This is a genomic window from Burkholderiales bacterium (assembly GCA_036262035.1).
In the GTDB taxonomy this organism is placed as follows: Bacteria; Pseudomonadota; Gammaproteobacteria; order Burkholderiales; family SG8-41; genus JAQGMV01.
Genome location: DATAJS010000001.1, coordinates 126,888 through 152,733 on the forward strand (window position 1 = coordinate 126,888; position 25,846 = coordinate 152,733).

A 25,846-nucleotide genomic window follows, 5' to 3' on the forward strand; every position below is an offset into this window, starting at 1 on the left:
AGGGCACACATACGGCCGGCCCGAATTCGTATAAGCGGCCGTTAACACACGGGAGTGAGCATGCAGTCGTACCTGATCTTCGCGCTAGCCTGCGCGATAGCGGCCCTCATCTACGGGGCCATGTCGATCAAGTGGATCCTGGGCCAGCCGAGCGGTAACGACCGCATGCGCGAAATCGCCGCCGCCATCCAGCAGGGCGCGCAGGCTTACCTCAATCGCCAGTACACGACGATCGGCATCGTCGGCGTGATCCTCTTCGTGGTCCTCGGGATCGCGATCGGCTGGCCGACCGCGCTCGGCTTCCTGATCGGCGCGCTGCTCTCGGGTCTCGCCGGCTACACCGGCATGTACATCTCGGTGCGCTCCAACGTGCGCACCGCCGAAGCGGCGCGTGCCGGCATCAACCCCGCGCTCAAGATCGCTTTCCGCGGCGGCGCGATCACCGGCATGCTGGTGGTCGGCTTCGGCCTCCTCGGCGTGGTCGGCTACTTCTGGCTCGCCGACAAGCTGTGGGGCGGCGACGCCGCGCTGCACGCGCTCGTCGGCTTCGCGTTCGGCGGCTCGCTGATCTCGATCTTCGCGCGTCTGGGCGGCGGCATCTTCACCAAGGGCGCGGACGTGGGCGCCGACCTCGTCGGCAAGGTCGAAGCCGGTATCCCCGAAGACGATCCGCGCAACCCCGCGGTGATCGCCGACAACGTCGGCGACAACGTCGGCGACTGCGCGGGCATGGCGGCCGACCTGTTCGAGACCTACGCGGTCACGATCATCGCGACCATGCTGCTCGGCGGCCTGCTCTTCGCGAAAGACGCCGCGCTCCAGCAGGCGGCGGTGGTCTACCCGCTGGTGCTCGGCGGCGCCTCGATCATCGCGTCGATCATCGGCACCTTCTTCGTGAAGACCAGTGAAGGCGGCAAGATCATGGGCGCGCTGTACAAGGGCGTGATCGTCTCCGGCGTGCTCGCCGCGATCGCGTTCTGGTTCATCACCGACCTCATGATGGGACCCGAGCTGCGCGCCAGCCTGTTCGGCGCCGCGCTCGTGGGTCTCGTGCTCACCGCCGCCATGGTCGTGATCACCGAGTACTACACCGCGACCGAATACACGCCGGTGCGCCACGTCGCTTCGGCTTCGACCACCGGCCACGCCACGAACATCATCGCCGGCCTCGGCGTGTCGATGAAATCGACCGCGCTGCCGGTGCTCGCCGTGTGTATCGCCATATGGGGGGCGTTCCAGCTCGCCGGCCTCTACGGCATCGCGATCGCCGCGACCGCCATGCTCTCGATGACCGGCATGATCGTCGCGCTCGACGCCTACGGCCCGATCACCGACAACGCCGGCGGCATCGCCGAGATGTCGGAGCTCCCGGATTCGGTGCGTGCGGTGACCGACCCGCTCGACGCGGTGGGCAATACGACCAAGGCGGTCACCAAGGGTTACGCGATCGGCTCCGCCGGTCTTGCGGCGCTCGTGCTCTTCGCCGACTACACGCACAACCTCCAGCTCGCGGGCAAGGCCGCCGAGTTCTCGCTGGCCGATCCGGCGGTCATCATCGGTCTGTTCATCGGCGGCATGGTGCCGTATCTCTTCGGCGCGATGGCGATGGAAGCGGTGGGCCGCGCGGCCGGCGCGGTGGTGGTCGAAGTGCGGCGTCAGTTCCGCGAGATCGCCGGCATCATGGAAGGCCGCGCCAAACCCGATTACTCGCGCGCGGTCGACATGCTGACGCGCGCGGCGATCAAGGAGATGATCGTCCCGTCGCTGCTCCCGGTGCTCGTGCCGATCGTGCTCGCGTTCCTGATGAACTGGGCGATGGGCCCCGGCGCCGGCATCCGCGCGCTGGGCGGCCTGCTGATCGGCACCATCGTGACCGGCCTCTTCGTCGCCATCTCGATGACCACCGGCGGCGGCGCGTGGGACAACGCCAAGAAGTACATCGAGGACGGCAACCACGGCGGCAAAGGCTCCGACGCGCACAAAGCGGCGGTGACCGGCGACACCGTGGGCGATCCCTACAAGGACACCGCGGGTCCGGCGGTGAACCCGCTCATCAAGATCATCAACATCGTGGCGCTGCTGATCGTGCCGCTGCTGTAGCGCAGGCGCCCTCGCCTGCAGCCTTGGACGGCCAGCTTCCGCTGGCCGTTTGTTTTTACGCATACGAGGAAGTACACATGAAATACTCCCTGGGCGACCAGAAGGTCGTCGCCAAAGGCGATTACTGGATCGCCGACAACGCGATCGTCATCGGCTCGGTCGTTCTCGAGAACAACGCGAGCGTCTGGTTCAACTGCGTGGTGCGCGGCGACAACGACCTCATCACGATCGGAGAGAACTCGCAGCTTCAGGACGGCTGCATCGTACACATCGACGAGGGTCACCCCCTCACGATGGGCAAGAACGTGAGCGTCGGACACATGGCGATGCTGCACGGCTGCACGATAGGCGACGGCACCCTGATCGGCATCAAGAGCGTCATCCTGAACGATGCGATCATCGGCAGGAACTGCCTCATCGGCGCGAACACGCTCATCCCCGAGCGCAAGAAAATTCCCGACGGCTCGCTCGTCATGGGCTCGCCGGGCAAAGTCGTGCGGCAGTTGAGCGACGACGAGATCCGGGCCATCAATTCCACGGCCGACAACTACGTCAGGCGCTGGAAGAGCTATAAAACGGAGCTGAAGCCCGACCGGTCGTAGCCCCGGGTTTTCGCGACATCGATGGCAGTGGCCGGCATGGCGTAAGATTGTTCTCGTGCGCCGCATTTTCCATCAACCGTTTATGGGGGGAAAACGATGCCGAATATCAACGCCGTCGCTCCGGGTTGTCTCACGGGCGTCAGGGTCCTGGATCTGACGCAGTTCGAAGCCGGCACCTCATGCACGCAGGTTCTCGCATGGCTGGGCGCCGACGTGGTGAAGGTCGAGAATCCCACCGGCGGCGATCCAGGACGCCGAACGGGCGCCACCAAGCCGCACAAGGATGATCCCTATTTCCTGAACTACAACTCGAACAAGCGCTCGGTCACCGTCAACCTGAAATCGGCGCGCGGGCTCCAGATCGTGAAAGATCTCGCGAAGAAAGCCGACATCTTCATGGAGAACTTCGCACCGGGCGCGATCGAGCGCCTGGGGCTCGGCTACGACGTCCTGAGCGAGATCAATCCGGGCATCGTCTACGGCCAGGTGAAAGGCTTCGGCGAAGGCAGCCCCTACGAAAACAATCTGGCCTTCGACATGATCGCCCAGGCGTGCGGCGGGCTGATGAGCATCACCGGCGAGCCCGACGGCCGGCCCGCGAAGCCCGGCGCAACACTCGGGGATACGGGTACGGGCATGCTGATGTGCATCAGCATTCTCGCGGCCCTCCACAAGCGCAAGGAGACGGGCAAAGGCGTGCACCTGCAGGTTGCGATGCAGGACGCGATCCTGCACTACATCCGCAACTCCTTCTCGCTGACGACCAAGAGCGGCAAGCCCGCGCCGCGCGCGGGCGCGCGCAACCTCGAAGGCAACAACCCGCCCTGCGACATCTATCCGTGCGCGCCGGGCGGCCCCAACGATTACGTCTACGTCTACACGAGCCGCGGCAACCCGGACCACTGGCCGCGACTGCTGAAGGCGATCGGGCGTGAAGACCTCGTCGGCGATCCGCGCTTCGAGACGCGCGAGGCGCGTGTGGAGAACTCGGCCGAGATCGACAGGATCATCACCGAGTTCACGAGCAAGCGCGACAAGTACGAATGCATGCGTGTGATCGGGGCCGCCGTGCCCTCGGGTGCGGTGCGCGACACGATGGAGCTGCTGAACGACCCGAATTTCGAGGAGCGCGCGATCATCCACAAGATCAAGCATCCCGCATGGCCGGAGTTCAGGATGGCTGGCTGGCCCGTGCGCTTCAACGGTCAGCCGCCGGCCGTGAAGCCCGCACCGCTCCTCGGCGAGCACAGCGGCGAGGCGCTCAAGGACTGGCTCGGGATGACGGACTCGCAGGTCGCTGCGCTGCGCGACGACAAGATCATCTAAGGGAGGGGATCATGGCTGAAATCACCGGCTCGGAAATACTCGCAAAAGCACTGAAGAAGGAAGGCACCAACGACCTGTTCTTCATCATGGGCGGGCCGATGCAGCTCGTGCAGACCACGTGCCGCACCGAGGAGATCCGCATGATCGACGTGCGTCACGAGCAGGCCGCCGCGCTGTCGGCGCAGGCCTACGCGCGGCTCCTCCAGAAGCCCGGCGTGTGCATGGGCGCGAGCGGCCCCGGCGCGATCAACCTCACGACCGGCATCGCGAACGCGTTCATCGACTGCGCGCCCATCGTCGCGCTCGGCGGCTCGAGCGCGATCGGCCTCTTCGGCCGGCAGACGTTCCAGGAGATCGACCAGCTCTCGATGATGAAGCCGATCTGCAAGTGGGCCGACCGCGTCGTGAACCTGAAGCGCATCCCCGAGATGGTGAACAACGCGTTCCAGAAGGCGATGGGCGGTAAACCCGGCCCGGTGTACCTGGATTTCCCGGCCGACGTGCTCTACGAGAAGGTCGACGAGAGCCAGGTGGACTGGCGCCTCTCGGGGCGGCCGTTGCTGCGCCCGCGCCCGCTCGGCGACCCGGCGCAAGTGAACGCGCTCATCGACGCGCTCGCGAACGCGAAGCAGCCGCTCGTCGTGAGCGGCAGCGGCGTCATCTGGTCGCAGGCGTGGGCCGAGATGCAACAGTTCGTGGAAAAGGCCGGCATCCCGTTCTACACCACGCCGCAGGGCCGCGGCGTCGTGCCGGACGATCATCCGCTGTCGTTCATGACGATGCGCTCGACCGCGTTCAAGGACGCCGATCTCATCCTCATCCTCGGCACGCGCATGAACTACGTCATCGGTCACGGGTCGGCGCCGCGCTTCGGCGGCAACGCGAAGATCGCGCGCATCGACATCGACGGCGACGAGCTCGCCACCGCGCCGCGCAGGATCGACATCCCGATCCAGGGCGACTGCAAGGCGGTGCTCCAGCAGCTGATCGAAGCGCTGCCCAAACGGATCGAGCCCGAGAACTACGCGCAGTGGCGCAAGAAGCTCGCCGAGGGCGAGGCGGCGAAGAGGCAGGAGACCGGCGGCGGCATGTCGATGAACAAGACGCCGATCCACCCGCTGCGCCTGTGCGAGGAAGTGAAGAACTTCATGAAGCGCGACGCGATCCTCGTGGTCGACGGCCAGGAGATCCTCAACTTCGGCCGCCAGTCGATGCCGACGTTCGTGCCCGGCCATCGCCTCAATTCCGGCCCGTTCGGTATGATGGGCGTCGGCATGCCGTTCGCCGTCGGCGCCAAGATCGCGTGCCCGGACAAGCAGGTCATCTGCGTGCACGGCGACGGCTCGTTCGGGCTGAACGCGATGGAGCTCGACACCGCGATCCGTCACAAGGCGCCGCTGCTGGTGGTGATCAGCCTGAACGGCGGCTGGACCGCGGATCCCAAGAAGGAGAAAGTCGGCCGCGATCTGGGCTACACCCGCTACGACAAGATGTGCGAAGCGCTCGGCGGCTACGGCGAGTACGTCGAGAAGCCCGAAGACATCGGCGCCGCGCTCGTCCGCGCGCAGAAGAAGGTCGACGAAGGCATGGTCGCGCTCGTCAACGTGAAGACCGACGACACGGCGCGTGCCGGAACGGTGTCGTTCTCGTCGCATGCGGCGGCGGTGACATGATGCCCTGACTTCGTAAAAACCATTGACCGCCAAGGACGCAAAGGACGCAAAGTGAACCTTTTTCTGTCATTGCGAGGAGCGCCAGCGACGAAGCAATCCCGGAGCGTCCGGATCGTGCGCCACGAGATCGCCACGTCGCTTCGCTCCTCGCGATGACGATTTCGCCTTCCTTGGCGTCCTTTGCGTCCTTTGCGGTTAAATATTTGAACTGCTCTTGAACAAGCTCGAACGCATCAAAGCCACGCTGAACGGTGAGCCGGTCGACCGGCCGCCCTACAGCTTCTGGACCCACCTTCCCGGCATCGACCTCGACCCGCAGCGCCTCGCGGCGGAGAGCGCCACGTTCGCGAAGCGCTACGACATCGACGTGTTGAAGTCGATGCCGAACGGCCTGTACTGCGTCGAGGACTGGGGTTGCGAGTGCGACTACAGCGACATCGCGCGCGGCGGCGTCGCGAAGGTCGTCGTGCCTGCGGTGCAATCGCAAGGCGACTGGAAGACGCTCCAGCGCGTCGACGTGACTCAGGGATCCTACGGGCGCGAGCTCCGGCACCTGTCCAGGCTGGTCGAGCTCGTCGGCCCGGGCGTGCCGGTGCTCGCGACGGTGTTCTCTCCGCTCACCATCGCGGCCAAGCTCTCCAACGGCGCTTCGCGCGAGCATCTTGCGTCCGACGAGCGCGCGGTGATCGCCGGGCTCGAGACGATCGCGCAAGTCACCTGCGACTTCTCGCGCGCCGCCATCGAGCGCGGCTGCGCCGGGGTATTCCTCGCGATGCAGGAAGCGACGTGCTCCGCGTTCACCGAAGCCGACTATCGCCGGTTCGGTGAGCCCTACGACAGCCGGGTCATACAGGTCGCTAAATCAGCCGGCGGCTGGTTCAACGCCGTCCACGCGCACGGCGAGGACATCCTGTTCGACGTCATCAGGCGCTACGACGTCGAAGCGCTCAACTGGCACATCGGCGAGACGCCGCCGTCGATCGCCGATTACCGCGCAAGCGGCGGCGCCAAGCCCATCCTCGGCGGCTTGCAGCGCGCCCACATCACCAACAGGAATCGCGAAGGCATCGCCGCGGATATCGAAGCCGCCCTCGCGCCGAACGGCGGCAAAGGCGTCATCGTGGCACCCGCGTGCGTGATCAGGCATCCGGTCGACGACGAAACCCTTCGCTGGACTGCGGAGCAGATCAAAACCAGGGTCAGACCCCGATAAAGCCGGGGTCAGACCCAGCCCAGTTTTTGGAGCGCTCCACGGCCCTCGCCCAATGCCGCATCCGCGACTCGGCTTCATTGCGCGACATCCTGGGCTCGAACACCCGCTCGGCCTGCCACTGCGTGTCGATCTCTTCGGCCGCATTCCAATAACCCACCGCGAGGCCCGCGAGATATGCCGCCCCCAGCGCGGTGGTCTCGGCCACTCGCGGCCTCACCACCGGCACGCCGAGCACGTCCGCCTGTATCTGCATGAGGAGATCGTCGCTCGTCGCGCCGCCGTCGACGCGGAGCTCGGTCAACGTGATGCCCGAATCCTCCTGCATCGCCCGCAGCACGTCGGCGGTCTGGAACGCGATGCTCTCGAGCGTCGCGCGGGCGAGATGCGCCGCGGTCGTGCCGCGCGTGAGCCCGACGATCGCGCCGCGCGCGTACGCGTCCCAGTGCGGGCTGCCGAGGCCGGTGAACGCCGGCACCATGTACACGCCGCCGCTGTCGGGCACCGACGCGGCGAGCGCCTCGACCTCCGGTGCGGTCCTGATGATGCCGAGGCCGTCGCGCAGCCACTGCACCGCCGCACCCGCCACGAACACGCTGCCTTCGAGCGCGTACTGGGCATGACCATCAACGGGACACGCGGCGGTCGTGACGAGCTTGTTGCGCGAAGGGATCGCGTGCTCGCCGGTGCTCATCAGCATGAAGCAGCCGGTGCCGTAGGTGTTCTTCACCATGCCCGGCGCGACACAGCGCTGGCCGAACAGCGCCGCCTGCTGATCGCCCGCGACGCCGGCGATTGCGATCGGCGACGGATACAGCGATGCGGCGGTCTCCCCGAAACGGGCGCTCGACGGCTGCACCTCGGGCAGCATCGTCCGGGGCACACCGAATAACTCGAGCAGCTCGTCGTCCCAGCGCCCGCGATGGATGTCGAAGAGCAGCGTGCGCGAAGCGTTGGTGACGTCGGTCGCGTGGACCCGGCCGCCGGTGAGCTTCCACAGCAGCCACGTGTCCACCGTGCCGAAGGCGAGCCCGCCGCGCGCCGCCGCTGCGCGCGCGCCCGCGACGTTATCCAGGATCCACTTCACCTTGGTGCCGCTGAAATACGCGTCCAGCACCAGACCGGTCCTGGCGGTAATGGCGGGCTCCAGCCCCTGCCCCCGCAGCGCGTCGCACAGCGCCGCGGTGCGCCGGTCCTGCCACACGATCGCGTTGCACACCGGTTCGCCGGTGACGCGGTCCCAGACGAGCGTGGTCTCGCGCTGGTTGGCGATACCGATCGCCGCGACGTCGCTGGAGCGCAGCCCCGCGCGCGCCATCGCTTCCGCCGCGACCGCGAGCTGCGACGCCCAGATCTCGTTGGGATCGTGCTCGACCCATCCGGGCTGCGGAAAGATCTGCTCGAACTCTTTCTGCGCGACCGCGACCACGCCACCGCCGCGATCGAAGACGATCGCCCGCGAGCTCGTCGTGCCCTGGTCGAGCGCGAGGATGAAGGACAAGCGGCCTCCTCAGGCTTTGATGATGAGACTGATGCCGCTCGCCCCGAGCAGCAGCGCCAGTATGCGCTGGAACGTCTCCGGTCTCACCTTGTTGCCCAGGCGCTCGCCGACGAGCGTGCCCAGCGCCATGAACGGCAGCAGCCCCACGACGAGGATCAGCACGTCCCTGGTATAGAAGCCCGCGGTCGCATAGCCGCCGATGCGCGCGATCATCTCGATGAGCCACAGCATGGCGAGCGTCGCGCGAAACTGCATGCGCGCAAGCCCGCGCGCATCCATGTAGATCACGACCAGCGTCCCTCCGCCGCCGCCGAACATGGTGTCGAAGAAGCTGCCGGCGAAGCCGAGCGGCCATGCCCACCGCTCCGAGCAGTTGAAGCGCGGCAGGCCGAGGATCTGCACGGCGAACATGTAGATCGCATACAGCAGCAGGAAGCCGCCCAGCATCAGCACGAGCAGGCGGTTGTCGAGCAGCCTAAACACCAGCAGGCTCACGATGACGCCGATGACCGTCGGCGCCGCGAGCAGCCTGAGCTCGCGCCAGTCCACATGCCCGCGGTCGCGGACCGTGATGACGCAGAAGAGCACGAACACGAGCAGCCCGGTGGTCGGGATCACCATGTGCACCGGGAGCACGAAAGCGAGCATGGGCGCGGCGATCAGGCCGGCGCCGAATCCCGACATACCGCGCACGACATAGGCGAGGAAAACCGCGAGACCGATCCACGCGAGCTGGAGCCAGGACAGGCTCTCGAGCGTCGTCATGCGGCTGCGCGCTCGCGCCGTCCCGCTGCGCCCGAGAGCGACAGCAGGACGAACCCGGCGACTGCGACGATCGCGAGCATGAGATACGTCGTCGTATAGCTGCCAGTCGCGCCGTACATCGCCGCGAAGATCGCCGGCCCGAGCAGGATGCCCGCGAAGTTCCACGTCATCGCCGCGCTCGTCGACTGGCTCACCAGCCCGCGCGGGCTGGTGCGCGCGACCTCGGCGAGAAAGAGACCGTTCCAGCCCACCGCCGCCGCGCCGAACACCACGAAGAACAGCGCGATCAGCAGCTGCGGCCACGCCGGGGTAAGAAATGCGATGCCGACACAGCAGGCGGTGGCCGTCAGCGCGATACGGCGCAGCAGACCGAGGCTGTCGCCGGTGCGATCGGCGATGTAACCCCACAGGATCCGTCCGGCGACGCCCGAGGCCTGCACGACCGACAGCATGACGCCCGCCGCGACGAGGCTGTAACCGGCTTCCTGCACGAGCATCGTGACCAGGAAGGTGCCGAGGCAGAGCTGCACGAACGACAGCGTGAGCGAAGCGATCGCGAGCCAGCGCAGCGGCGCATGGCGCCACACCGCGACCAGCCCTGCGAGCGGGTTCACGCGCACCGCCGCGCCGGGCTTGCGATCGTCGTCCCACTGCGCCCTCACGCCCTGCAACAGCACCACGAGGATCGCCGCGACCGCGAGCACCAGCGCCGCCGCCCAGCGCCAGCCTACGCTAAGCGTGATCGGCGGCGCGATCAGCGCCATCACCACCCAGCCGCCGGGCACGCCGGTCTGCTTGATCGAAAAGATGAGGTTGCGATTCTGCGGCGGGCTGAACCTGAAGAGGAGGTGCGTCGACGCCGGCGTCATCAGCGTCATCGCCAGGCCGAGCAGGAGCGATGCGGCGACGAGCGCCCAGACCGCCGCCGTAAGCGCCAGCGCCATCGCGGCGACGCAGCACGCGAGGCCGACCTGCGTCGCGCGGCACGCGCCCCAGCGGGTCACCGCGAAGCTCATCAGCGGCGAGCCGATGGTCGCCGCGCCGTAGATGAGGCTGATCTGGTAGCCGATCGCCGCGGGTGCGACGCCGATCTCGGCCGCGAGCCGCGGCGCGATCACGGGAAACACCGCGATGCCCATGACCGAAGCGATCTGCGCAAGCGTCGTCGCGACGACCACCGCGTAGACCGTCGAGCGCCGGATGAACCGGCCTTCGCCCGCGGGGATGAGCTGCGCTTCGCTCATGCAAGCCGTCGCGCGAGACGCGCGTCACGGCGTGCGACGAGCACCAGCACGCCGCCCGCCGCGGCGGCGGTCGCCATCAACAGGAACGTCGTGCTGTAGCTGCCGATCGCGGTGTACAGCATCGCGAACAGCGACGGTCCGAGCAGCACGCCGCCGAAGACGAAGAAGGTCGAGCCGCCGGCGACCACACTGTGCAGCCCTTGCGGCGCCAGGCGCGCGATTTCGGCGTGCAGCACACCGTTCCAGCCCAGCGCTGCCGCGCCGAACACGAAGAAGACGGCGTAAACCGCCGCGCGCGGCCAGTCGGCGTTGAGCGCGACCAGCGCGAACGTATCGACCACCGTGACCACCGCGATCACGAGCAGCACCGAGGTGCTCGACCAGCGGTCGGCGATCCAGCCCCACGCGAGGCGCCCGAGCACGCCGCCGATCTGGATCAGCGACAGCATGAAACCGGCTTCGATCAGGCTGTAGCCGCGCTCCGCGACGAGGTAGATCACCGTGAACGTGAGCAGGCAGCGCTGCACGGCGGAGAACAGCAGCCCGGTGAACGAGATCCAGCGCAGGGCCGGCTGCTTCAGGACCAGCGGCACGCCGCCGAACTTCTGCGCGCTGACGTCGACGCCGGGCGCGCGATCGTCGTCCCACGCGGCGCGTCTGGGCTGCATCAGCACCGCCACGACGGCGATCAACGCGATCGTCATCGCCACCGACCACTGCCAGCCGAGCGCGAGCGCGATCCCGGGCGCAGTCAGCGCCACGACCATGCCGCCGAAAGGCACGCCGCTCTGCTTGATCGAGAACAGGAAGTTGCGCCGCTCCGGCGGCGTGTATTTCACGAGGAGATGCGCCGTCGCCGAATTGAGGATGCCCTGTCCGAACCCCGCGACGAGCGAGCCGGCGATGATCGCCCACACGCTCGGCACCATCATGAAGAGCAGGCCGAGCGCGCACAGCGCAACGCTGATCTGCATGGTGCGGCAGCCGCCGAAGCGCCGCGTGTAGGCGCCGCCGAAGAGCGTCCCGGTCACCGCCGCGCCGAACAGCAGGCTCACCTGGTAGCCGATCATCGCGGGCTCGACATGCAGAGCTTCGGCGAGCTTGGGCGCGATCGTCGGAAGCGTCGAGTTCGACATCGTCACGACCATCTGGGTCGCGAACGTGGCAATGACGACCGCGTGCGCATTGCGAGAGGAGTTCTGCATGGGGTCCGACCCCGGCTTCTTGGGGTCAAACCCCGGTTTGATCGAGTGATCGAGAGTATTTCACGGGCCGTTGCTTGCGCAACGCCTTGGGGGTGCGCTACGCCCGGCGTCTGTGGTCGGTTCGTCCTGAGCGCAGCTCGTAGGGTGCGTGGTAACGCACCGCGCCTTGTTTCCGTTCGTCCTGAGCGTAGCGGTAGCGAAGTCGAAGGACGAACCCCGCCTTGAAGCATTACGTAATCACCGCACCGTAGGCGCTAGCGCACGCGATCGGGGATCCATTTTGACTTTGACCGTCGAAACCCCGCCCTCGGCTGCGCTCCTCGGACGCCTTCACGGGCTCAAGGCCCGCGCCCGACCCGGCGCGTGCGCTGGAAGAAATCAATGCGGCGGTAGGACTGCAATCGGCCAGGAGCGGCTATTCGCCGGCGGCGTTGAGCGTTCCGGCGTCGCAGACGCCGCGCCAAGGGGAGCTGGAGAACCTCTCCACCAGGAAATCGAGCATGGCCTGCACGCGCGGCAGGCGGTGGCGCTCGTGCGGGTATACGGCCATCATCGCGATCTCTTCGCGCCGTTGAAACTCGCGCAGCACCGGTACTAGCGTTCCATCGCGAATGAACGGGGCCGCTGAGAACTCGTTCAGTCGCACCACGCCCAGGCCGTCGCATGCGAGCCGCAGCACGCAATTGGCATTGTTCACTTTGATGCCGCCGTCGATGTCGATCACCTCCACGCCGGAGGGCGACTCGAATTCCCAGCGCCGAAGTATCGGCGAGTCGCCGATCGTGATGCAGCGGTGTGCGCGCAAATCCTGAGGCACCCGCGGCGCGCCGAAGCGCGCAATGTATGACGGCGCCGCACAGACGATGCGCTGGAAATCGCAGATCCTCCGCGCGACGAGCGCGCCGTTGACGATCGGGGCTGCTCTCAACGCGATGTCGACGCCGTGCTGCGCGAGGTCCACGATTTCGTCGAGCACCGTCAGCTCGATCTCGACTTCGGGATAGCGCTCGACGAAGCGCGGCAGCTCCGGCACGAGCACGTGCGTGCCGAAGCCGACACCGACGTGCAGTTTGAGCCGGCCGCGCGGTCTTTCTCGCGAATGCCCCACTTCAGTCTCGGCGTCCTCGATCTCCGAGAGGATGCGCCGGCAACGCGAAAGGAAGAGCTCGCCTTCCGGCGTCAGCAGCAGTTTGCGCGTCGTGCGATTAAGCAGCCGCACGCCGAGCGAGCGCTCGAGCCGCGTCACGAGCTTGGATAAAGCCGACGGCGTGAGCTTGAGCTCGCGCGCAGCCGCAGAAAATCCGCCGAGCTCGACGGCGCGCACGAAAGCCTCGATCCCACCGAAATCGCCGATACGCGTCATCTGTGAATCTCCGTCACAGGCGCTTTTCCGAGACAGTGGATTGTATCGCCGGCCCGAGGCGTTACAGTTAATGCACGCGAACGCAGGAGGACCACCTATGACGAAACTCATTGGAATTGCTGTCGCGATCATCCTCCTCTCCACCGCGGCGGCCGCACAGCCGTTTCCCACCAAGACCGTTCGTATCGTCGTCCCGAACCCGGCCGGCGGCACGGTCGACATCGTCGCCCGCGCCGTCGCGCAATCGATGACGGCCGCGTTCGGCCAGAGCGTGATCGTCGATGTTCGGCCCGGCGGCAACACGATCATCGGGACGAACATCGTGGCGCGCGCGCCCGCGGACGGGCACACGCTCGCGATGGTCGGCACGAGCTTCGTCACCAACCCGTTCCTGCGTGACGTGCCGTACGATGCGCTGAGGGATTTCGCGCCGGTCGCACGGCTCGTCTCGCTGCCATACGTGGTCGCGGTGCATCCGTCCGTGCCGGTCAAGTCGCTGAAGGAGCTCGTCGGGCTCGCGCGAGCCCGGCCGAACGACCTCAATTACGCCTCGTTCGGATTCGGTCAACTGATTGCGGAGAGCTTCAACACGGCGACCGCTATCCACATGACCTACGTTCCGTACCAGGGTGGCGTGCAGGCGACGATCGCCGCCGCGGGCGGACATGCCGGGGTGCTGGTGGGGCCGTTGTCCGACGCGCTTCCGTATATCTCCTCCGGCAGGCTGCGCGCGCTTGCCGTTACGACGGCGGCCCGCAGCGACGCGCTGAAGACGGTGCCGGCCGTGGCCGAGAGCGGATACCCGGGGTTCGATTGGGCTTCGTGGATCGGCGCGGCCGCACCCGCAGGCACGCCGCCCGCGGCCGTCACGAAGCTCAACGCCGAGATGTTGCGCGGGATCGAGGGGAAGGATGTGCTCGCCAATCTCGCCCGATTGAGCGTCGCTCCGGCGCCGTTATCGCCGGACGCGTTCGGTCGCTTTCTGCGCGCCGAAATGCAGCGGATGGAAAAAGTCGTCAAAGACGCGCACATCAAGGGCGATTGAGTCGCCAAGGCGGTCATGCAGATAATGGTCATAGCGAGCCCCGCGATTGCGCCGGCACTGCCCGAGCTCGCACGCGAATTCGAGCGCGTCGCCGGACATGTCGTATCGCTTACCTATGCGACGGCGGGCGCGATGACGAGCGCGATGGCACAGCCTTCGATCGACGTTGTCATCAGCACGATGGAGGTGATCGACGCGTTGCAGGCCGAGGACCAGTTGGACGGACGCAGGGACATCGCCCGCGTGGGCTTGGGCGTGCAAACGAAGCGCGGGGCGCCGGAGCCCGACGTCAGCAGCGTTGCGGCGTTCCGCTGCGCCGTGCTGGACGCCCGTTCGCTCGGCTACGCGGATCCCGCGAGCGGCGCAGCCGCGGGAAGGCACGCGGCGCGGCTGATGGAGCAGCTCGGGATAGGGCCGGCGGTGGCCGCCAGGACGATGCTGCTCTCCGGCAGTGCATTGCTCGCCGCCGTGGCGTGCGGCGATGTCGAGCTCGGCCTGGCGCCGGTCAGCGAAATTCTGTCGGAGCCCGCAGTCGCCCTGGTGGGCTATGTGCCTTCGGCCTTGCAGGAGATGACCGTACTGACTGCGGCGATACGCCACTCGAGCAGCCATCGACGGGCGGCGCGGGCCTTTGTTGATTTCCTCTCGAGCGCCCAGACGAAAAAGCAGTTGGCAGAGCGCGGATTCGCCTGACCGTTCTCTGCTCCGGGAGAGGCCAACCGCTGCTGCCGGCCAGGAGCGGTCGTTCATCGTGGCCGCTCTTGTGGACGGTGCTTGGTCGACACAACAATGACAACGTGCGCCACCTGCCTTGGGAGCGTGAGGCGAACGCTAGCGCCTAGTACCGCTGCCTGTGGTCGTCACGCCTACGTCGAATTCACTTAGGCGCAGCTGGTGCCTCGAACTTACTGCCGTCCGCGAAAAGCACCACCTCGGGCGCCAATATGAAGCTTGTCGAAGCTGGATCCAAGCCTACTAACTGCTGATCCTCCGCTCGGAATTGGTTGTAGCGTTTCTGCAGCTTCACGGTCACATTTTTGCCTGCAGGCATGCTCTCCTCGACCTTTAACGGAAGCTCCGCAATCTTGTCGCCGAAGCGGTCGCGAAACACTGCCGTTCCCTTGATGCCGGTGATGGGCTTTGTTCCCTTATTCTGGAACTCGAACGCAAAGTTGATGTAGTTCTCGACATCAAAATCGCGAAACGTCGCCTTGTGCAAGCGCACATCGATTAGTCGCACCGCCAGGAGTTGAGCCATCTGTGCGGCGAGTGCTTGCCGATTAGCCTCGGCTTTTTCCTGCGCCGCTTTCCGGGCAGCTTCCTCAGCGCGATTCTTCTCGACGAGAGCACGCTGCTCATCGATTGCCTTGCGGACCGTCGTTCCCTCGGGTACTGGCTCCGTGCGTACGCCGAATGCCGAGCCGCGCGCCTCCCATCGTATGGCGCGCCACATACCCAGCCAACAGCTCCCGTTCCTCCGGACTGAGTTTGTCGAGCACCGGTTTGAGCGTGTCAGGTTTAGAGACATCCTTCGGCAGGATCGTGTCACGTGGGTCGGTGCACGACATCAAAACGGGGATCATGGCTATTAGCAGCCACTTCATGGGCAATCCTCCTCGGTCATGAAATCGGCGTAACGCGGTGCATACCCACCTCGTCACGGCGTCCTTCACAGCGTGTCGTCAAGTATAGGCGAGCACCGCAGGGTCGCGCACGCGCACGCGTGCGCGCCAACCGCTACGCAGCGCAGCGCAGTAGCGGCGCCTGGGTCGGGCGCGAAGCCGGTGCGCGGCGCGGCGCAACGGTGCGCTGGTTACAGGATGCTTGAAGGCGGCGGCTTTACGGTGCGTTACGGCGCGCCGCGCCTAACGCACCCTACGCGTTGACGCGTTTACCCGTTTATGCGTTTACCCGTTTCACCCGTTCACGCATTCACCCATTCACCCTGAAGTTTGTCATGTCAGCACCACAGAATTAGAATTTCAGCATGGGCGTCACCATTCCCCTCCTCACCGAGCGCGCTTACGAGCGCATCCACCGCGACATCATCAGTTGCGCGATTCAACCCGGGAGCGAGATCTCCGAGAACGAGCTTGCGACCCAGTACAAGCTCGGCAAGGCCGCGGTGCGCGTCGCGCTGACCAGGCTCGCGCACGACGGGCTGGTGCGCGCGATCCCGCGGCGCGGCTACATGGTGGTGCCGGTGACGCTGAAGGACATCCACGACGTATTCGAGCTGCGGCTCATGCTCGAGCCGCCCGCGGCACGCATGGCCGCGGGCAAGGTCAACATGCAGCGCCTGAAAGGCTACGACGACGTCTGCCGCGAGGGCTATCAGCCCGGCGATGCGAAATCGACCACGCGCTTCCTCGACGCGAACAAGGCGTTCCACGTCGAGATCGCCCGGGCGGCCGGCAACCAGCGCCTGGCCGCGGCGATCGAGCAGCTTCTGGACGAGATGACGCGGCTCCTGCATCTCGGCCTGGGGCTGCGCAAGGGGCCGCAGGACACGCTGCACGAGCACAAAACGCTGGTGAAAGCGCTCGCGCGGGGGGACGGCGGGACGGCCGAGCGCATATCCCGCGACCAGATCGACGCCGCGCGCAACATGGTACTTTCGGCGATACTCACCAGCCGTTCGGTGATGAACCTGCCGATCACGGTAGACGCCTGACGAATTTCTTCCCCGCCGCCTCACTTCATGGCGGCGGCATTCCACGGAGAGCAGCATGAAAGCAGTGGTACTTCGCGAGCACGGCGGACTCGACAAGCTCGAATACGTGACCGATTTTCCAGATCCCGTCGCCGTCGAAGGCCACGTGGTGATCCGCGTGGGCGCGACGTCGTTCAACTACCACGACGTCTTCACGGTGCGCGGCATGGAAGGCATCAAGGTGCCGATGCCGATGATCATCGGGCTCGACATCGCGGGCGAGATCCTCGAAGTCGGTCCGGGTGTCACCGGCTGGAAGCCGGGTGACCGCGTCCTCGTCAACCCGCTCAACCGCAAAAAAGGGCTGATGGGCGAGATGATGCACGGCGGCCTCGCCGAGAAATGCCTCGTCGCGGAGCACCAGTTGCTGCGCATGCCCGACGGCGTGTCTTACGCGGACGCGGCTTCGCTGCCCGTCGCATACGGCACGGCGCATCGCATGATCGTCACGCACGACACGATCAAGGCGGGTGACAAGGTCCTCGTCCTCGGCGCCAGCGGCGGCGTGGGCACCGGCTGCGTGCTGCTCGCCAAGATGCGCGGCGCGGAAGTGATCGCCTGCGCCTCGTCCGCAGACAAGATCCAGCGCCTGAAAGACCTCGGCGCCGACCACGTCATCAATTACAAGGAAGTCGATTTCTCGAAGTGGGCGATCGAGAAATACGGCAAGCCGCAGCGCCGCACGTACGAGGGCGGCGTCGACTGTGTCATCAACTTCACCGGCGGCGACACGTGGAAGCCGACGCTGCGCTGCGTGAAGCGCGGCGGCAAGATCCTCGTCTGCGGCGCGACCGCGGGCTACGACCCGAAAGAGGACCTGCGCTACGTCTGGAGCTTCGAGCTTTCGATCATCGGCTCGAACAGCTTCTACGACGAGAACCTCACCGCGCTGATGGACATGATCCAGAAGGGCGAGCTGAAGCCGGTGGTCGACGAGGTGCTGCCGCTGGAAAAGGCGGTGGAGGGTCTGCGGCTGATCGAGAACCGCGAGGTGTTCGGAAAGGTCGTCGTCACGCCGTGACCGTTGAAAGGCGTAAACGGGTGAACGCGTGAACGGGATAAGCAAACCGGACCCGCGCGGTTACCCCGGCAATCTCGGCAAGCTCCTCAGCGCAGCAGACGACCGCATCGCGCTGGTCGATCTCCACGATGCTGCGCAGCCGCGCGAGCTCTCCTACCGCGATATCGACGCGCTGTGCGACGCCGTCGCGCGCGGGCTCGCGAAACGCGGGCTGAAGGCCGGCGACCGCATCGCGATCCTCTCGCTCAACCGCCACGAGTTCGTCGTCACGCTGCTCGGCGCGATGCGAGCGGGCGTGGTGCCGGTGCCGATCAACATCAAGCTCGCGGCGGAATCGGTGCGCTTCATCGCCGAAGACGCCGGAGCGAAGCTCGTGTTCGCCGAGCCTGCGCTGCGCCGCCTCTGCCCCCGAGGCGCTGACGTCGTCGAATACGGCGGCGATGCGTTCCGGCGCTTCCTCGATCCGGGCGCATTCGAAGCGTTCGAGCCGCAGGCCGACTCGGTCGCGATACAGCCCTACACCTCGGGCTCGACCGGCCGCCCCAAAGGCGTGCTGCTGACGCACTACGGCCAGAACTGGAGCCGGCGCATCCTCGTGCATACGCGAGGAACGACCGCGGCCGACGTGATCGTCGTCGCGGCGCCGCTGTACCACAAGAACGCGCTCAACGCGATCAAGCAGGGCCTCACCGCGGGCGCGAAGCTCGTGCTCCTCCCGCAGTTCAGCGCCGAGCGCTACGTCGACGCGATCGGCCGCCATGGCGCGACGGTGATCTCCGGCGTGCCGACGATGATGTCGATGGTGCTCGCCCGCCGCGACCTGCTCGCGCGCACCGACACCTCCACCGTGCGCACGATCATGATGGGCTCGGCGCCCTCCTCGCCCACGCTCCTCGCGCAGCTTCACGAGACTTTTCCGAACGCGTCGCCCCTGGTCGTCTACGGCGTCACCGAAGGCGGACCGGTGCCGCTCGGTCCGCATCCGAAGGGATTGCCGCGGCCGCTCGGCTCGATCGGCGCGCCCTACGAAGGCACCGAGGCGAAGCTCCTCGACGCGAGCGGCAACGAGCGCGACGAAGGCGAGCTGGTGCTGAAGAATCCCGGCATCCTGCTGGGGTATCACAACCTGCCCGAGGAAACCGCGAAGCGCGTGCGCGACGGCTGGTACTACACCGGCGACGTCTGCCGGCGCGACGCCGACGGCTTCTACTACTTCGTCGGCCGCACCGACGACATGTTCGTCTCCGGCGGCGAGAACATCTTTCCGATCGAAGTCGAGCAGCTCCTCGAGCGCCACCCGGCGGTGCACCAGGCGTACGTGCTGCCGTTCGAGCACGAGATGAAAGGCCAGGTGCCTTACGCGTTCGTGGTGCTCAGGAAGAACGCCGATGCGGGCGAGGACGAGCTGAAGCAGTTCGCGCTCGCGCACGGCCCGGCGTACCAGCATCCCCGGCGCGTGTTCTTCGTCGAGCAGCTTCCGCTCGCGGGGACCAACAAGATCGACCGGAAGCAGCTCAGGCAATGGGTTGCGGACGGCACTTTGGACAGGAACAGGGAAACGACATGAGCGACAAACCGGACACGCGCATCGGCGTGGAGAAGCTGCAGGAACTGATCAGACGCGGGCCGTTCAACCGCTGGCTCGACTTCACCATCGTGAAGGCCGACGCCGAAGGCCTCGAAGTGCGCGCCGCGTGGCGCGAGGACTGGGTCGTGAATCCCGATCGCCGGTACACCCACGGCGGCATCCTCGCGGCGATCGTCGACGTCGCGGCGGACTACGCCATCGCCGCCGAGCTCGGGCGCCCGGTGCCGACCATCGACCTGCGCGTCGACTATCACAAGGCCGCGATGCCCGGCGATCTCACCGCGAAGGCGAAGGTCGTGCGCATGGGCAGCCAGTATTCCACCGCCGAGGCTTACGTCTACGACAAGGACGGCGCACTGGTGGCGAGCGGGCGCGGCACGTATTTCACCGCGCAGCCCAAGTAGTGCCCAGGGTCCTCGAACAGCAGATCCACGCGATCGCGCCCCGACGCGGCTGGCATATGGGCGTCGTGGCGCAGCGCATCGCGCTCGTCGTAATCCTCATCGGGATCTGGTGGCTCGCCAGCTTGCGCGTGCCGCACTTCGTCGTGCCGGGGCCGCCTCGCGTATTCGACGCGCTCGCCGCGCTCTCCGCGAGCGGCGACCTGTGGCACAACCTCGCGATCACCCTCGGCCGGGTCGGCGCGGGCTTCATCGCGGCGACGCTCATCGGGCTGCCGCTGGGGATCGTCCTCGGCGCCAACCGCCGCCTCGGCGAGTTCTTCGAGCCGATCATCCCGGTGATGAACACGGTGTCGTCGGCGATCTGGGCGATCTTCGCGATCATCTGGTTCGGCATCTCGAACGCGACCACGATCTTCGTCGTGTTCATGACCGCGATGCCGCTCATCATCACCAACGTCTGGCAGGGAACGCGCACCGTCAGCGCCGACTTCATCGAGCTCGCGCACACGCTGCGCATGCCTCGCGCCCGGGTGATGACCAAGATCTACCTGCCGACGATCCTGCCCTACTTCTTCTCGGGCGCGCGGCTCGCGTTCGGCTTCGGCTGGCGCGTCTCGCTGGTCGCCGAGACGCTCGGCTCGTCGAGTGGTGTAGGCTACCGGCTCCGACAAGCCGCAGACCTCATACAGACCGACCAGGTGTTCGCATGGACGATCACGCTCGTCGTGATGATGGCCGCCCTCGAGATGGGCGTGCTGCGGCCGGTCGAAAATCACCTCTTCCGATGGAAAAAAGAAGCCGAGCATTGAAAGCGAAACCGAAGCGCCTGATCGTCGGCATCACCGGCGCCACGGGCTCGATCTACGGCATACGCATCCTCGAGGCGCTGCGGGCAGGCGGCGGCTGGGAGACGCACCTCGTCGTCTCCGAAGCCGGCATGCTCAACGCCCACCAGGAATACAAGCTCGCCCGCAAGGACCTGACCAAGCTCGCCGACGTGGTCCACAACGTGCGCGACATCGGCGCCACGATCGCGAGCGGCTCGTTCATCACCGAGGGCATGGTGATCGCACCGTGCTCGATGAAGACGCTCTCGGGGGTCGCGCATGCGTTCTCCGACAATCTGGTGACGCGCGCGGCCGACGTGGTCCTGAAAGAGCGCCGCCGCCTCGTGCTCATCACGCGCGAAGCGCCGTTGAACCTCGCCCACCTGCGCAACATGGTGGCGGTGACCGAGATGGGCGGCATCGTCTTCCCGCCGGTCCCCGCCTTCTACAGCGGCGCGCGCACCATCGACGGCATCGTCAACCACACCGTCGGACGCGTGCTCGATCTCTTCGGGGTGGAGCACGAGTCGATCAAGAGGTGGCAGGGGATGAAGGAAGGCCTGAAGCTGAGCGACGAGTGAAAGAGACACCGAAATGAAAGAAAACTTCCGCGAGTTCCTGGAGCGGCTGCGCGCCGCAGGCGAGCTCATAGACATCAAACAGCCCGTCGACATCCGCCACATCGCGACCCTCGTCGACCAGTCGGACAAGGCGCTGGTGTTCCACGACGTCATCGGCTACGACATGCCGGTGGTGTCGGGGATCATCCGCTCGCGCCAGCGCTCGATCATGAGCATGGGATGCACCACCTATCCCGAGATCGAGCACAAGCTGCGCCAGGGCATCGACAACCCGATCGCGCCCAAATACGTCGAGACCGCAAAGCACAAGCAGGTGATCCGCACCGGCGAGGACGTGGATCTGTTCAAGCTGCCGATCCCGATGTCCTCGATCTACGACGGCGGGCCGATGATCACCGCCGGCGTGGTGATCGCGCGCGATCCCGAGTACGGCGTGAATACCGGCATCTACCGCTTCATGGTGAAGGAGAAGAACCTCACCGGCATCGACATCGTCACGCCCAACAACATGCGTATGTACGCCCAGCGTGCGTACGAGCAGGGCCGCCCCTGCCCGATCTCGATCTCGATCGGCACGCACCCGATCGAGATCATGGGCGCCGGCTACCGCGCGCCGATCGGCGTCGACGAGATGGCGATCTCGGGCGGCCTGCGCGGCTCGCCGGTCGAGCTTGCTCAATGCGAGACGATCGACCTGCCCTGCATCGCCGACGCCGAGATCGTCCTCGAAGGCGAGATCCTGCCGACCGGCTGGACCCAGCCCGAAGGCCGCTTCGGCGAGTTCACGCGATTGATGGGCGGGCTGCACTGGAACCCGGTGGTGCGCATCAAGGCGGTCACGATGCGAGAAGACGCGATGTACTACGCGCTGCACATGCCGTGGGAGAACACCTGGCTCGCCGCGCCTACGCGCTACACCGCGATCCGCCAGGCGCTGAAGACCGCGGGCGTGCAGGTGAAGGACATCAACGTCACGCTCGGCGGCTGCGCCTTCTGGCACGCGGTCATCTCGATCCGCAAGCAGGCGGGCGAAGGCAAGAACGCGCTCATCGCCGCGCTGTCGGTGATGGACCTCAAGCACGTCGTGGTCGTCGACGAGGACATCGACGTGCACGACCCGACCGACGTCGAATGGGCGATCGCGACTCGCGTGCAGGGCGACCGCGACGTCATCGTGATTCCCGGAGCCCGCGCCAAGCCGCTCGATCCGAGCCTGCCGGTGATGCCGGTGGGTGTCGTCCCGACCGGCGCCAAAGTCGGCATCGATGCGACGATCGGCGAAGGCATCCCGCACGAGCGCTTCGAGCGCATCGCCTACGCCTACGCCGACCGCGCGAAGATCGCCGACTACGTCGCGGGCAAGGCCGATGCGGCGAGCGGGAAAGTCGCGATCGAGGACGCGAAGGTAGGGACGCTGGCGAACGAGATCCTCGCGGTGATCGAGAAGACGCCTCTGTACTACTCCGAGATCGGCGAGCGCTTCGCCCAATACCCCTTCCCCGTCGTCACGCGCGCGCTGGGCAAGCTGCACGCGGACGAGAAGCTGTGGCAGGACCCGCGCGGCCGGCTGTGCGTGCGCGGCTCGGCGTTCGCGGCCAAACCGCCGGTGAAGGCCGGCTGACATGGCCGAGAGCAGCCTCGCGACACGCGACGGGATCGACGTCGCGGACGTCAGCAAGTGGTTTGCGTCCGCGGACGGGCAGCCGCTGCACGTGCTCGACGGCGTCACGCTGCAAGTCCCCGAGCAGGGCATCGTCGCGATCCTCGGCGCGTCGGGATCGGGCAAGAGCACGCTGCTCAACATCATCTCGGGCCTCGTCAGGCCGGACAAAGGCCGCGTGCGCATCAACGGCGTGGCTTCGAGCGATTTCAGCGACTGGCGCAGCGTGAGCTACATGTTCCAGGAAGACCGGCTGCTGCCGTGGCGCACCGCGTGCCGCAACGTCGAGTTCGCGCTGGAAGCCGGCTCGATGCCGAAAGCGGAACGCAGGCGGCGCGCGATGGAAGCGCTGGAGCTCGTCGGCTTGTCCGGCTTCGCCGACGCTTTCCCCTACCAGCTCTCGGGCGGCATGCGCAGCCGCGTCGCACTCGCCCGCAGCCTCGTGCTGGAGCCGTGCATCCTGCTCATGGACGAGCCGTTCTCGCGCCTCGATGCGCAGACGAGGTCGCTCATGCACGAGGAGCTGCTGCGCATCCACGCGATGAAGAAGATGACGATCGTCTTCGTCACGCACGACGTCGAGGAATCGGTGGTGCTCGCCGACAGCGTCGTGGTGATGGCGCCGCGGCCGGGCCGCGTGCGCGAGCACGTGCCCATCGCCATCCCGCGCCCGCGCGACCCGACCGCGCCGGCGGTCACCCAGTACATCCAGCGCCTTCGCGCGCTCATTTAACGTTCGGGGTCTGACCCCGGCTTTCCGGGGTCAGACCCCGGTTCGATTCAAGGAGAAGCAATTGAACCGATTTACTTCGGCAGTCCTCGGCGCAGCGCTCGCCCTCACCCTCTCCCCCGCCTTCGCCCAGAAGATCAAAGTCGGCTACTGGACGAGCGGCTTTTCCCTGGGCTTCGGCTCGGTGATGGAGCAGATGAAGCTCGCCGAGAAAGAGGGCCTGGAAGTCGAATGGGTGAAGTTCGCCGAGGTGAACGGTCCGACGCGCGCGATCGTCTCGCAGGGCATCGACGTCGCGTTCGCCGCGCCTTCCACCGCGTCGATGCAGATCGCCGGCGACGGCGTGCCGGTGAAGATCGTGCTCGCGACGCAGATCCTCGAAGGCCAGTTCGTCGTGCTGCCCGGGTCCGGCATCAAGAGCCTTTCCGAGGTCAAAGGCCGCAAGATCGGCATGTCGCCCCCCGGCAGCGCGACGCACGCCATCGCCAGCGCGATCCTCGAGCACAACTACGGTCTGAAGCCGGGCGATTATTCGGTCGTTCCGGGCAACGAAGCGCGCCTCGCGCAGTTCCTCGCGCAGAAGGAGATCGACATCGCCGCCATCCGCTCGGTGACGATCGCGCAGATGGACGAAGTGAAGCCGCGCCGCCTGACGAGCATCGTCGACGAATGGAAGAAGCTCACCAAGTCGAACGCCGCGCCCATCCTCGCGGTGACGATCGTTCACGACAACTATCTTTCGAAGAACCCGCAGGCCGTGGCGAAGTTCATCGCGGCGGTGCGTAAAGGGCTGGAGTTCGGCGCCAGGAACAAAGCACAGGTCGCTGAGATCCTCCAGAAAGCGGCGAACATGAAAGCCGACGACGCGAAGGCGTATGCGGCGCAGTGGGAAGGCGCTTACATGGCGTCCTTCGAGCCGCACGACATCGCCTCGCTCAAGCGGATGCAGGAGATCGCCAAAGCCGCGGGCGCGGTGAAGAAGGACGCGCCGGACAGCGCGTTCGTCGCGGGGCCTTACCAGCAATCGAAGTCAATCAAATAATCTTCAGATCCAAGCTGTAACACGGAGGGCACGGAGGAAAGGCGCACGGAGGACACGGAGGGAAGACGAATGTCATCGCGAGGAGCGAAGCGACGCGGCGATCTCGTGACGCACGGCTTTCCGTTCGCAACGAGATTGCTTCGTCGCCCTGCTCCTCGCAATGACCCATTGGGTTTTCCTCCGTGTCCTCCGTGTTCCTCCGTGCCCTCCGTGTTGATGCTTTTGAACTTAAAACATGCCTAAAACAGAAAAATTGCACCTCCACCTCGAAAGCTTCAAGAAGCGCCCCGCCCTCTTTCACCTGACCGAGGATCGCTGGCAAGCCGCGGCGAAGCGCCATCGCGACCTCGCGAAAAAGCTGCGCGTCACCATCGGCTGGGACGGCGACATCATCGACGGCGCGCTGAAAACCGCCGACGTCATGATCAACTCGAGCCCGCCGAAGCAGAACCTGCGCGAGCGCGCGCCGCGGCTGAAATGGATACAGACCACCGGCGCAGGCGTGGACGCGCTGACGCCGTTCGATTGGCTGCCGCGGGACGTCACGCTCACCAACAACAGCGGCGCGCACGGCGCCAAGGCCGAGGAGTCGTGCGCCATGGCGCTCCTCATGCTCCAGGCGCGCATTCCCGAGATCATGGCGAACCAGCGCGCGCACCGCTGGGACGCGATCTACACGGCGCCCATCGCGGGCAAGACCGCGGTCGTAGTCGGCTTCGGCGATCTGGGCCAGGGCGCCGGCCGCGCGGCGAAAAAGCTGGGCATGCAGGTGATCGCGATCACGCGCAGCGGCAAGGCGGGCCGTCCCGCCGACGCGGTTTACCCGGTGAGCCGCATCGAGCGCGTGCTGCCGAAAGCCGATTTCGTGATCGTCACCACGCCGCTCACCGAAGGCACGCGCGGCCTGCTCGACCGCAAGCGCCTGGGCCTCCTGAAGCGCGACGCCGGACTCGTGAACATAGGCCGCTCGCCCATCATCGATTACGATGCGGTTGCCGCCATGCTCGCGAAGGACACGCTCGGCGGCGCCGTGCTCGACGTGTTCGACGAGGAACCCCTGCCCGCCGATTCGAAGCTGTGGGACGTGCCGAAGCTCGTCATCACCCCGCACATCACGTGCGACGACCCGCGCTACATCGATCAGCTCTTCGATACGTGGTTCGCGAACTTCGAGCGGTTTCTGGCGGGCAAGAAGCTGAAGAACGAGGTGGATCGGAAGCTCGGATACTGAAAGAAGTGACGGATG

At 66.3% G+C, this 25,846-nt stretch carries 23 protein-coding genes; 17 read left to right on the top strand and 6 right to left on the bottom strand.

Annotation, left to right across the window (positions count from 1 at the left end; genetic code table 11):
- Nucleotides 1-60: 60 nt before the first annotated feature.
- The 5 genes from VHP37_00535 (at nt 61) to VHP37_00555 (ending at nt 6,914) form a co-directional block, all read left to right on the top strand.
- Nucleotides 61-2,100, top strand: coding sequence for a sodium-translocating pyrophosphatase (locus tag VHP37_00535; protein ID HEX2824802.1), 2,040 nt, complete (start codon nt 61-63; stop codon nt 2,098-2,100).
- A 77-nt stretch (nt 2,101-2,177) separates the two neighbouring features.
- Nucleotides 2,178-2,702, top strand: a complete 525-nt coding sequence (locus VHP37_00540; GenBank protein ID HEX2824803.1) for a gamma carbonic anhydrase family protein — start codon at nt 2,178-2,180, stop codon at nt 2,700-2,702.
- Nucleotides 2,703-2,798: 96 nt separating this feature from the next.
- A complete protein-coding gene (locus tag VHP37_00545; protein ID HEX2824804.1) occupies nt 2,799-4,028 on the top strand; it encodes a CoA transferase in 1,230 nt (409 codons plus the stop codon).
- Nucleotides 4,029-4,039: 11 nt separating this feature from the next.
- On the top strand, nt 4,040-5,701 hold the full coding sequence (locus VHP37_00550) for a thiamine pyrophosphate-binding protein (protein ID HEX2824805.1): 1,662 nt from the start codon (nt 4,040-4,042) through the stop codon (nt 5,699-5,701).
- Nucleotides 5,702-5,915: 214 nt separating this feature from the next.
- Nucleotides 5,916-6,914, top strand: a complete 999-nt coding sequence (locus VHP37_00555) for a uroporphyrinogen decarboxylase family protein (GenBank protein ID HEX2824806.1) — start codon at nt 5,916-5,918, stop codon at nt 6,912-6,914.
- Here the strand turns inward: VHP37_00555 and glpK are convergent.
- The 5 genes from glpK to VHP37_00580 form a co-directional block, all read right to left on the bottom strand.
- Nucleotides 6,901-8,412: a glycerol kinase GlpK gene (gene glpK / locus VHP37_00560; GenBank protein ID HEX2824807.1), complete on the bottom strand. Its 1,512-nt coding sequence runs from the start codon at nt 8,410-8,412 to the stop codon at nt 6,901-6,903. The genes VHP37_00555 and glpK overlap by 14 nt on opposite strands.
- Before the next feature lie 9 nt (nt 8,413-8,421).
- Nucleotides 8,422-9,177 (bottom strand): sulfite exporter TauE/SafE family protein, encoded by a 756-nt coding sequence (locus tag VHP37_00565; protein HEX2824808.1) that lies wholly within the window; start codon nt 9,175-9,177, stop codon nt 8,422-8,424.
- Nucleotides 9,174-10,421: an MFS transporter gene (locus VHP37_00570; protein ID HEX2824809.1), complete on the bottom strand. Its 1,248-nt coding sequence runs from the start codon at nt 10,419-10,421 to the stop codon at nt 9,174-9,176. The genes VHP37_00565 and VHP37_00570 overlap by 4 nt, the downstream gene beginning before the upstream one ends.
- A complete protein-coding gene (locus VHP37_00575) occupies nt 10,418-11,626 on the bottom strand; it encodes an MFS transporter (GenBank protein HEX2824810.1) in 1,209 nt (402 codons plus the stop codon). Before VHP37_00575 ends, VHP37_00570 begins: the two co-directional genes overlap by 4 nt.
- 415 nt (nt 11,627-12,041) lie before the next feature.
- Nucleotides 12,042-13,121: a LysR family transcriptional regulator gene (locus VHP37_00580; GenBank protein ID HEX2824811.1), complete on the bottom strand. Its 1,080-nt coding sequence runs from the start codon at nt 13,119-13,121 to the stop codon at nt 12,042-12,044.
- Between VHP37_00580 and VHP37_00585 the strand changes: the two genes are divergently transcribed.
- Together VHP37_00585 and VHP37_00590 are read left to right on the top strand one after the other, a co-directional pair.
- Nucleotides 13,087-14,034 carry a tripartite tricarboxylate transporter substrate-binding protein gene (locus VHP37_00585; protein ID HEX2824812.1) on the top strand — a complete coding sequence of 316 codons (948 nt, stop codon included), beginning with the start codon at nt 13,087-13,089 and terminating at the stop codon, nt 14,032-14,034. The two genes, VHP37_00580 and VHP37_00585, sit on opposite strands and share 35 nt — an antisense overlap.
- A gap of 15 nt (nt 14,035-14,049) precedes the next feature.
- Complete coding sequence (locus VHP37_00590) at nt 14,050-14,727, top strand: substrate-binding domain-containing protein (GenBank protein HEX2824813.1); 678 nt, start codon at nt 14,050-14,052, stop codon at nt 14,725-14,727.
- Nucleotides 14,728-14,911: 184 nt separating this feature from the next.
- Here the strand turns inward: VHP37_00590 and VHP37_00595 are convergent, their stop codons facing one another.
- Nucleotides 14,912-15,487: a hypothetical protein gene (locus VHP37_00595; protein ID HEX2824814.1), complete on the bottom strand. Its 576-nt coding sequence runs from the start codon at nt 15,485-15,487 to the stop codon at nt 14,912-14,914.
- Between the two features lie 534 nt (nt 15,488-16,021).
- Here VHP37_00595 and VHP37_00600 point away from each other — a divergent pair.
- The 10 genes from VHP37_00600 to VHP37_00645 all read left to right on the top strand — a co-directional run bounded on the left by VHP37_00600 (nt 16,022) and on the right by VHP37_00645 (nt 25,831).
- On the top strand, nt 16,022-16,708 hold the full coding sequence (locus tag VHP37_00600; GenBank protein ID HEX2824815.1) for a GntR family transcriptional regulator: 687 nt from the start codon (nt 16,022-16,024) through the stop codon (nt 16,706-16,708).
- A 55-nt stretch (nt 16,709-16,763) separates the two neighbouring features.
- Complete coding sequence (locus tag VHP37_00605) at nt 16,764-17,768, top strand: zinc-binding dehydrogenase (GenBank protein HEX2824816.1); 1,005 nt, start codon at nt 16,764-16,766, stop codon at nt 17,766-17,768.
- Between the two features lie 28 nt (nt 17,769-17,796).
- On the top strand, nt 17,797-19,335 hold the full coding sequence (locus VHP37_00610; protein ID HEX2824817.1) for a class I adenylate-forming enzyme family protein: 1,539 nt from the start codon (nt 17,797-17,799) through the stop codon (nt 19,333-19,335).
- Entirely contained in the window at nt 19,332-19,760 is a 429-nt protein-coding gene (locus tag VHP37_00615; GenBank protein HEX2824818.1) for a PaaI family thioesterase, read from the top strand. Before VHP37_00610 ends, VHP37_00615 begins: the two co-directional genes overlap by 4 nt.
- A complete protein-coding gene (locus VHP37_00620; protein ID HEX2824819.1) occupies nt 19,760-20,569 on the top strand; it encodes an ABC transporter permease in 810 nt (269 codons plus the stop codon). The genes VHP37_00615 and VHP37_00620 overlap by 1 nt, the downstream gene beginning before the upstream one ends.
- The gene (locus tag VHP37_00625; GenBank protein HEX2824820.1) at nt 20,545-21,168 is read left to right on the top strand and encodes a UbiX family flavin prenyltransferase; all 624 of its coding nucleotides are present in this window, start codon (nt 20,545-20,547) and stop codon (nt 21,166-21,168) included. Before VHP37_00620 ends, VHP37_00625 begins: the two co-directional genes overlap by 25 nt.
- A gap of 13 nt (nt 21,169-21,181) precedes the next feature.
- Nucleotides 21,182-22,789 carry a UbiD family decarboxylase gene (locus VHP37_00630; GenBank protein ID HEX2824821.1) on the top strand — a complete coding sequence of 536 codons (1,608 nt, stop codon included), beginning with the start codon at nt 21,182-21,184 and terminating at the stop codon, nt 22,787-22,789.
- A gap of 1 nt (nt 22,790) precedes the next feature.
- A complete protein-coding gene (locus VHP37_00635) occupies nt 22,791-23,561 on the top strand; it encodes an ABC transporter ATP-binding protein (GenBank protein HEX2824822.1) in 771 nt (256 codons plus the stop codon).
- A gap of 61 nt (nt 23,562-23,622) precedes the next feature.
- On the top strand, nt 23,623-24,600 hold the full coding sequence (locus tag VHP37_00640) for an ABC transporter substrate-binding protein (GenBank protein ID HEX2824823.1): 978 nt from the start codon (nt 23,623-23,625) through the stop codon (nt 24,598-24,600).
- 235 nt (nt 24,601-24,835) lie between these two features.
- Nucleotides 24,836-25,831: a D-2-hydroxyacid dehydrogenase gene (locus VHP37_00645; protein HEX2824824.1), complete on the top strand. Its 996-nt coding sequence runs from the start codon at nt 24,836-24,838 to the stop codon at nt 25,829-25,831.
- Nucleotides 25,832-25,846: the final 15 nt, after the last annotated feature.

What these genes read in the sequence shown, in the direction of transcription:
- VHP37_00535 (HEX2824802.1), top strand. Translation starts at nt 61, where the DNA reads ATGCAGTCGTACCTGATCTTCGCGCTAGCCTGCGCGATAGCGGCCCTC.
- VHP37_00540 (HEX2824803.1), top strand. Translation starts at nt 2,178, where the DNA reads ATGAAATACTCCCTGGGCGACCAGAAGGTCGTCGCCAAAGGCGATTAC.
- VHP37_00545 (HEX2824804.1), top strand. Translation starts at nt 2,799, where the DNA reads ATGCCGAATATCAACGCCGTCGCTCCGGGTTGTCTCACGGGCGTCAGG.
- VHP37_00550 (HEX2824805.1), top strand. Translation starts at nt 4,040, where the DNA reads ATGGCTGAAATCACCGGCTCGGAAATACTCGCAAAAGCACTGAAGAAG.
- VHP37_00565 (HEX2824808.1), bottom strand. Translation starts at nt 9,177, where the DNA reads ATGACGACGCTCGAGAGCCTGTCCTGGCTCCAGCTCGCGTGGATCGGT.
- VHP37_00570 (HEX2824809.1), bottom strand. Translation starts at nt 10,421, where the DNA reads ATGAGCGAAGCGCAGCTCATCCCCGCGGGCGAAGGCCGGTTCATCCGG.
- VHP37_00575 (HEX2824810.1), bottom strand. Translation starts at nt 11,626, where the DNA reads ATGCAGAACTCCTCTCGCAATGCGCACGCGGTCGTCATTGCCACGTTC.
- VHP37_00585 (HEX2824812.1), top strand. Translation starts at nt 13,087, where the DNA reads ATGACGAAACTCATTGGAATTGCTGTCGCGATCATCCTCCTCTCCACC.
- VHP37_00580 (HEX2824811.1), bottom strand. Translation starts at nt 13,121, where the DNA reads ATGATCGCGACAGCAATTCCAATGAGTTTCGTCATAGGTGGTCCTCCT.
- VHP37_00590 (HEX2824813.1), top strand. Translation starts at nt 14,050, where the DNA reads ATGCAGATAATGGTCATAGCGAGCCCCGCGATTGCGCCGGCACTGCCC.
- VHP37_00595 (HEX2824814.1), bottom strand. Translation starts at nt 15,487, where the DNA reads ATGTGGCGCGCCATACGATGGGAGGCGCGCGGCTCGGCATTCGGCGTA.
- VHP37_00600 (HEX2824815.1), top strand. Translation starts at nt 16,022, where the DNA reads ATGGGCGTCACCATTCCCCTCCTCACCGAGCGCGCTTACGAGCGCATC.
- VHP37_00605 (HEX2824816.1), top strand. Translation starts at nt 16,764, where the DNA reads ATGAAAGCAGTGGTACTTCGCGAGCACGGCGGACTCGACAAGCTCGAA.
- VHP37_00615 (HEX2824818.1), top strand. Translation starts at nt 19,332, where the DNA reads ATGAGCGACAAACCGGACACGCGCATCGGCGTGGAGAAGCTGCAGGAA.
- VHP37_00625 (HEX2824820.1), top strand. Translation starts at nt 20,545, where the DNA reads ATGGAAAAAAGAAGCCGAGCATTGAAAGCGAAACCGAAGCGCCTGATC.
- VHP37_00630 (HEX2824821.1), top strand. Translation starts at nt 21,182, where the DNA reads ATGAAAGAAAACTTCCGCGAGTTCCTGGAGCGGCTGCGCGCCGCAGGC.
- VHP37_00635 (HEX2824822.1), top strand. Translation starts at nt 22,791, where the DNA reads ATGGCCGAGAGCAGCCTCGCGACACGCGACGGGATCGACGTCGCGGAC.
- VHP37_00645 (HEX2824824.1), top strand. Translation starts at nt 24,836, where the DNA reads ATGCCTAAAACAGAAAAATTGCACCTCCACCTCGAAAGCTTCAAGAAG.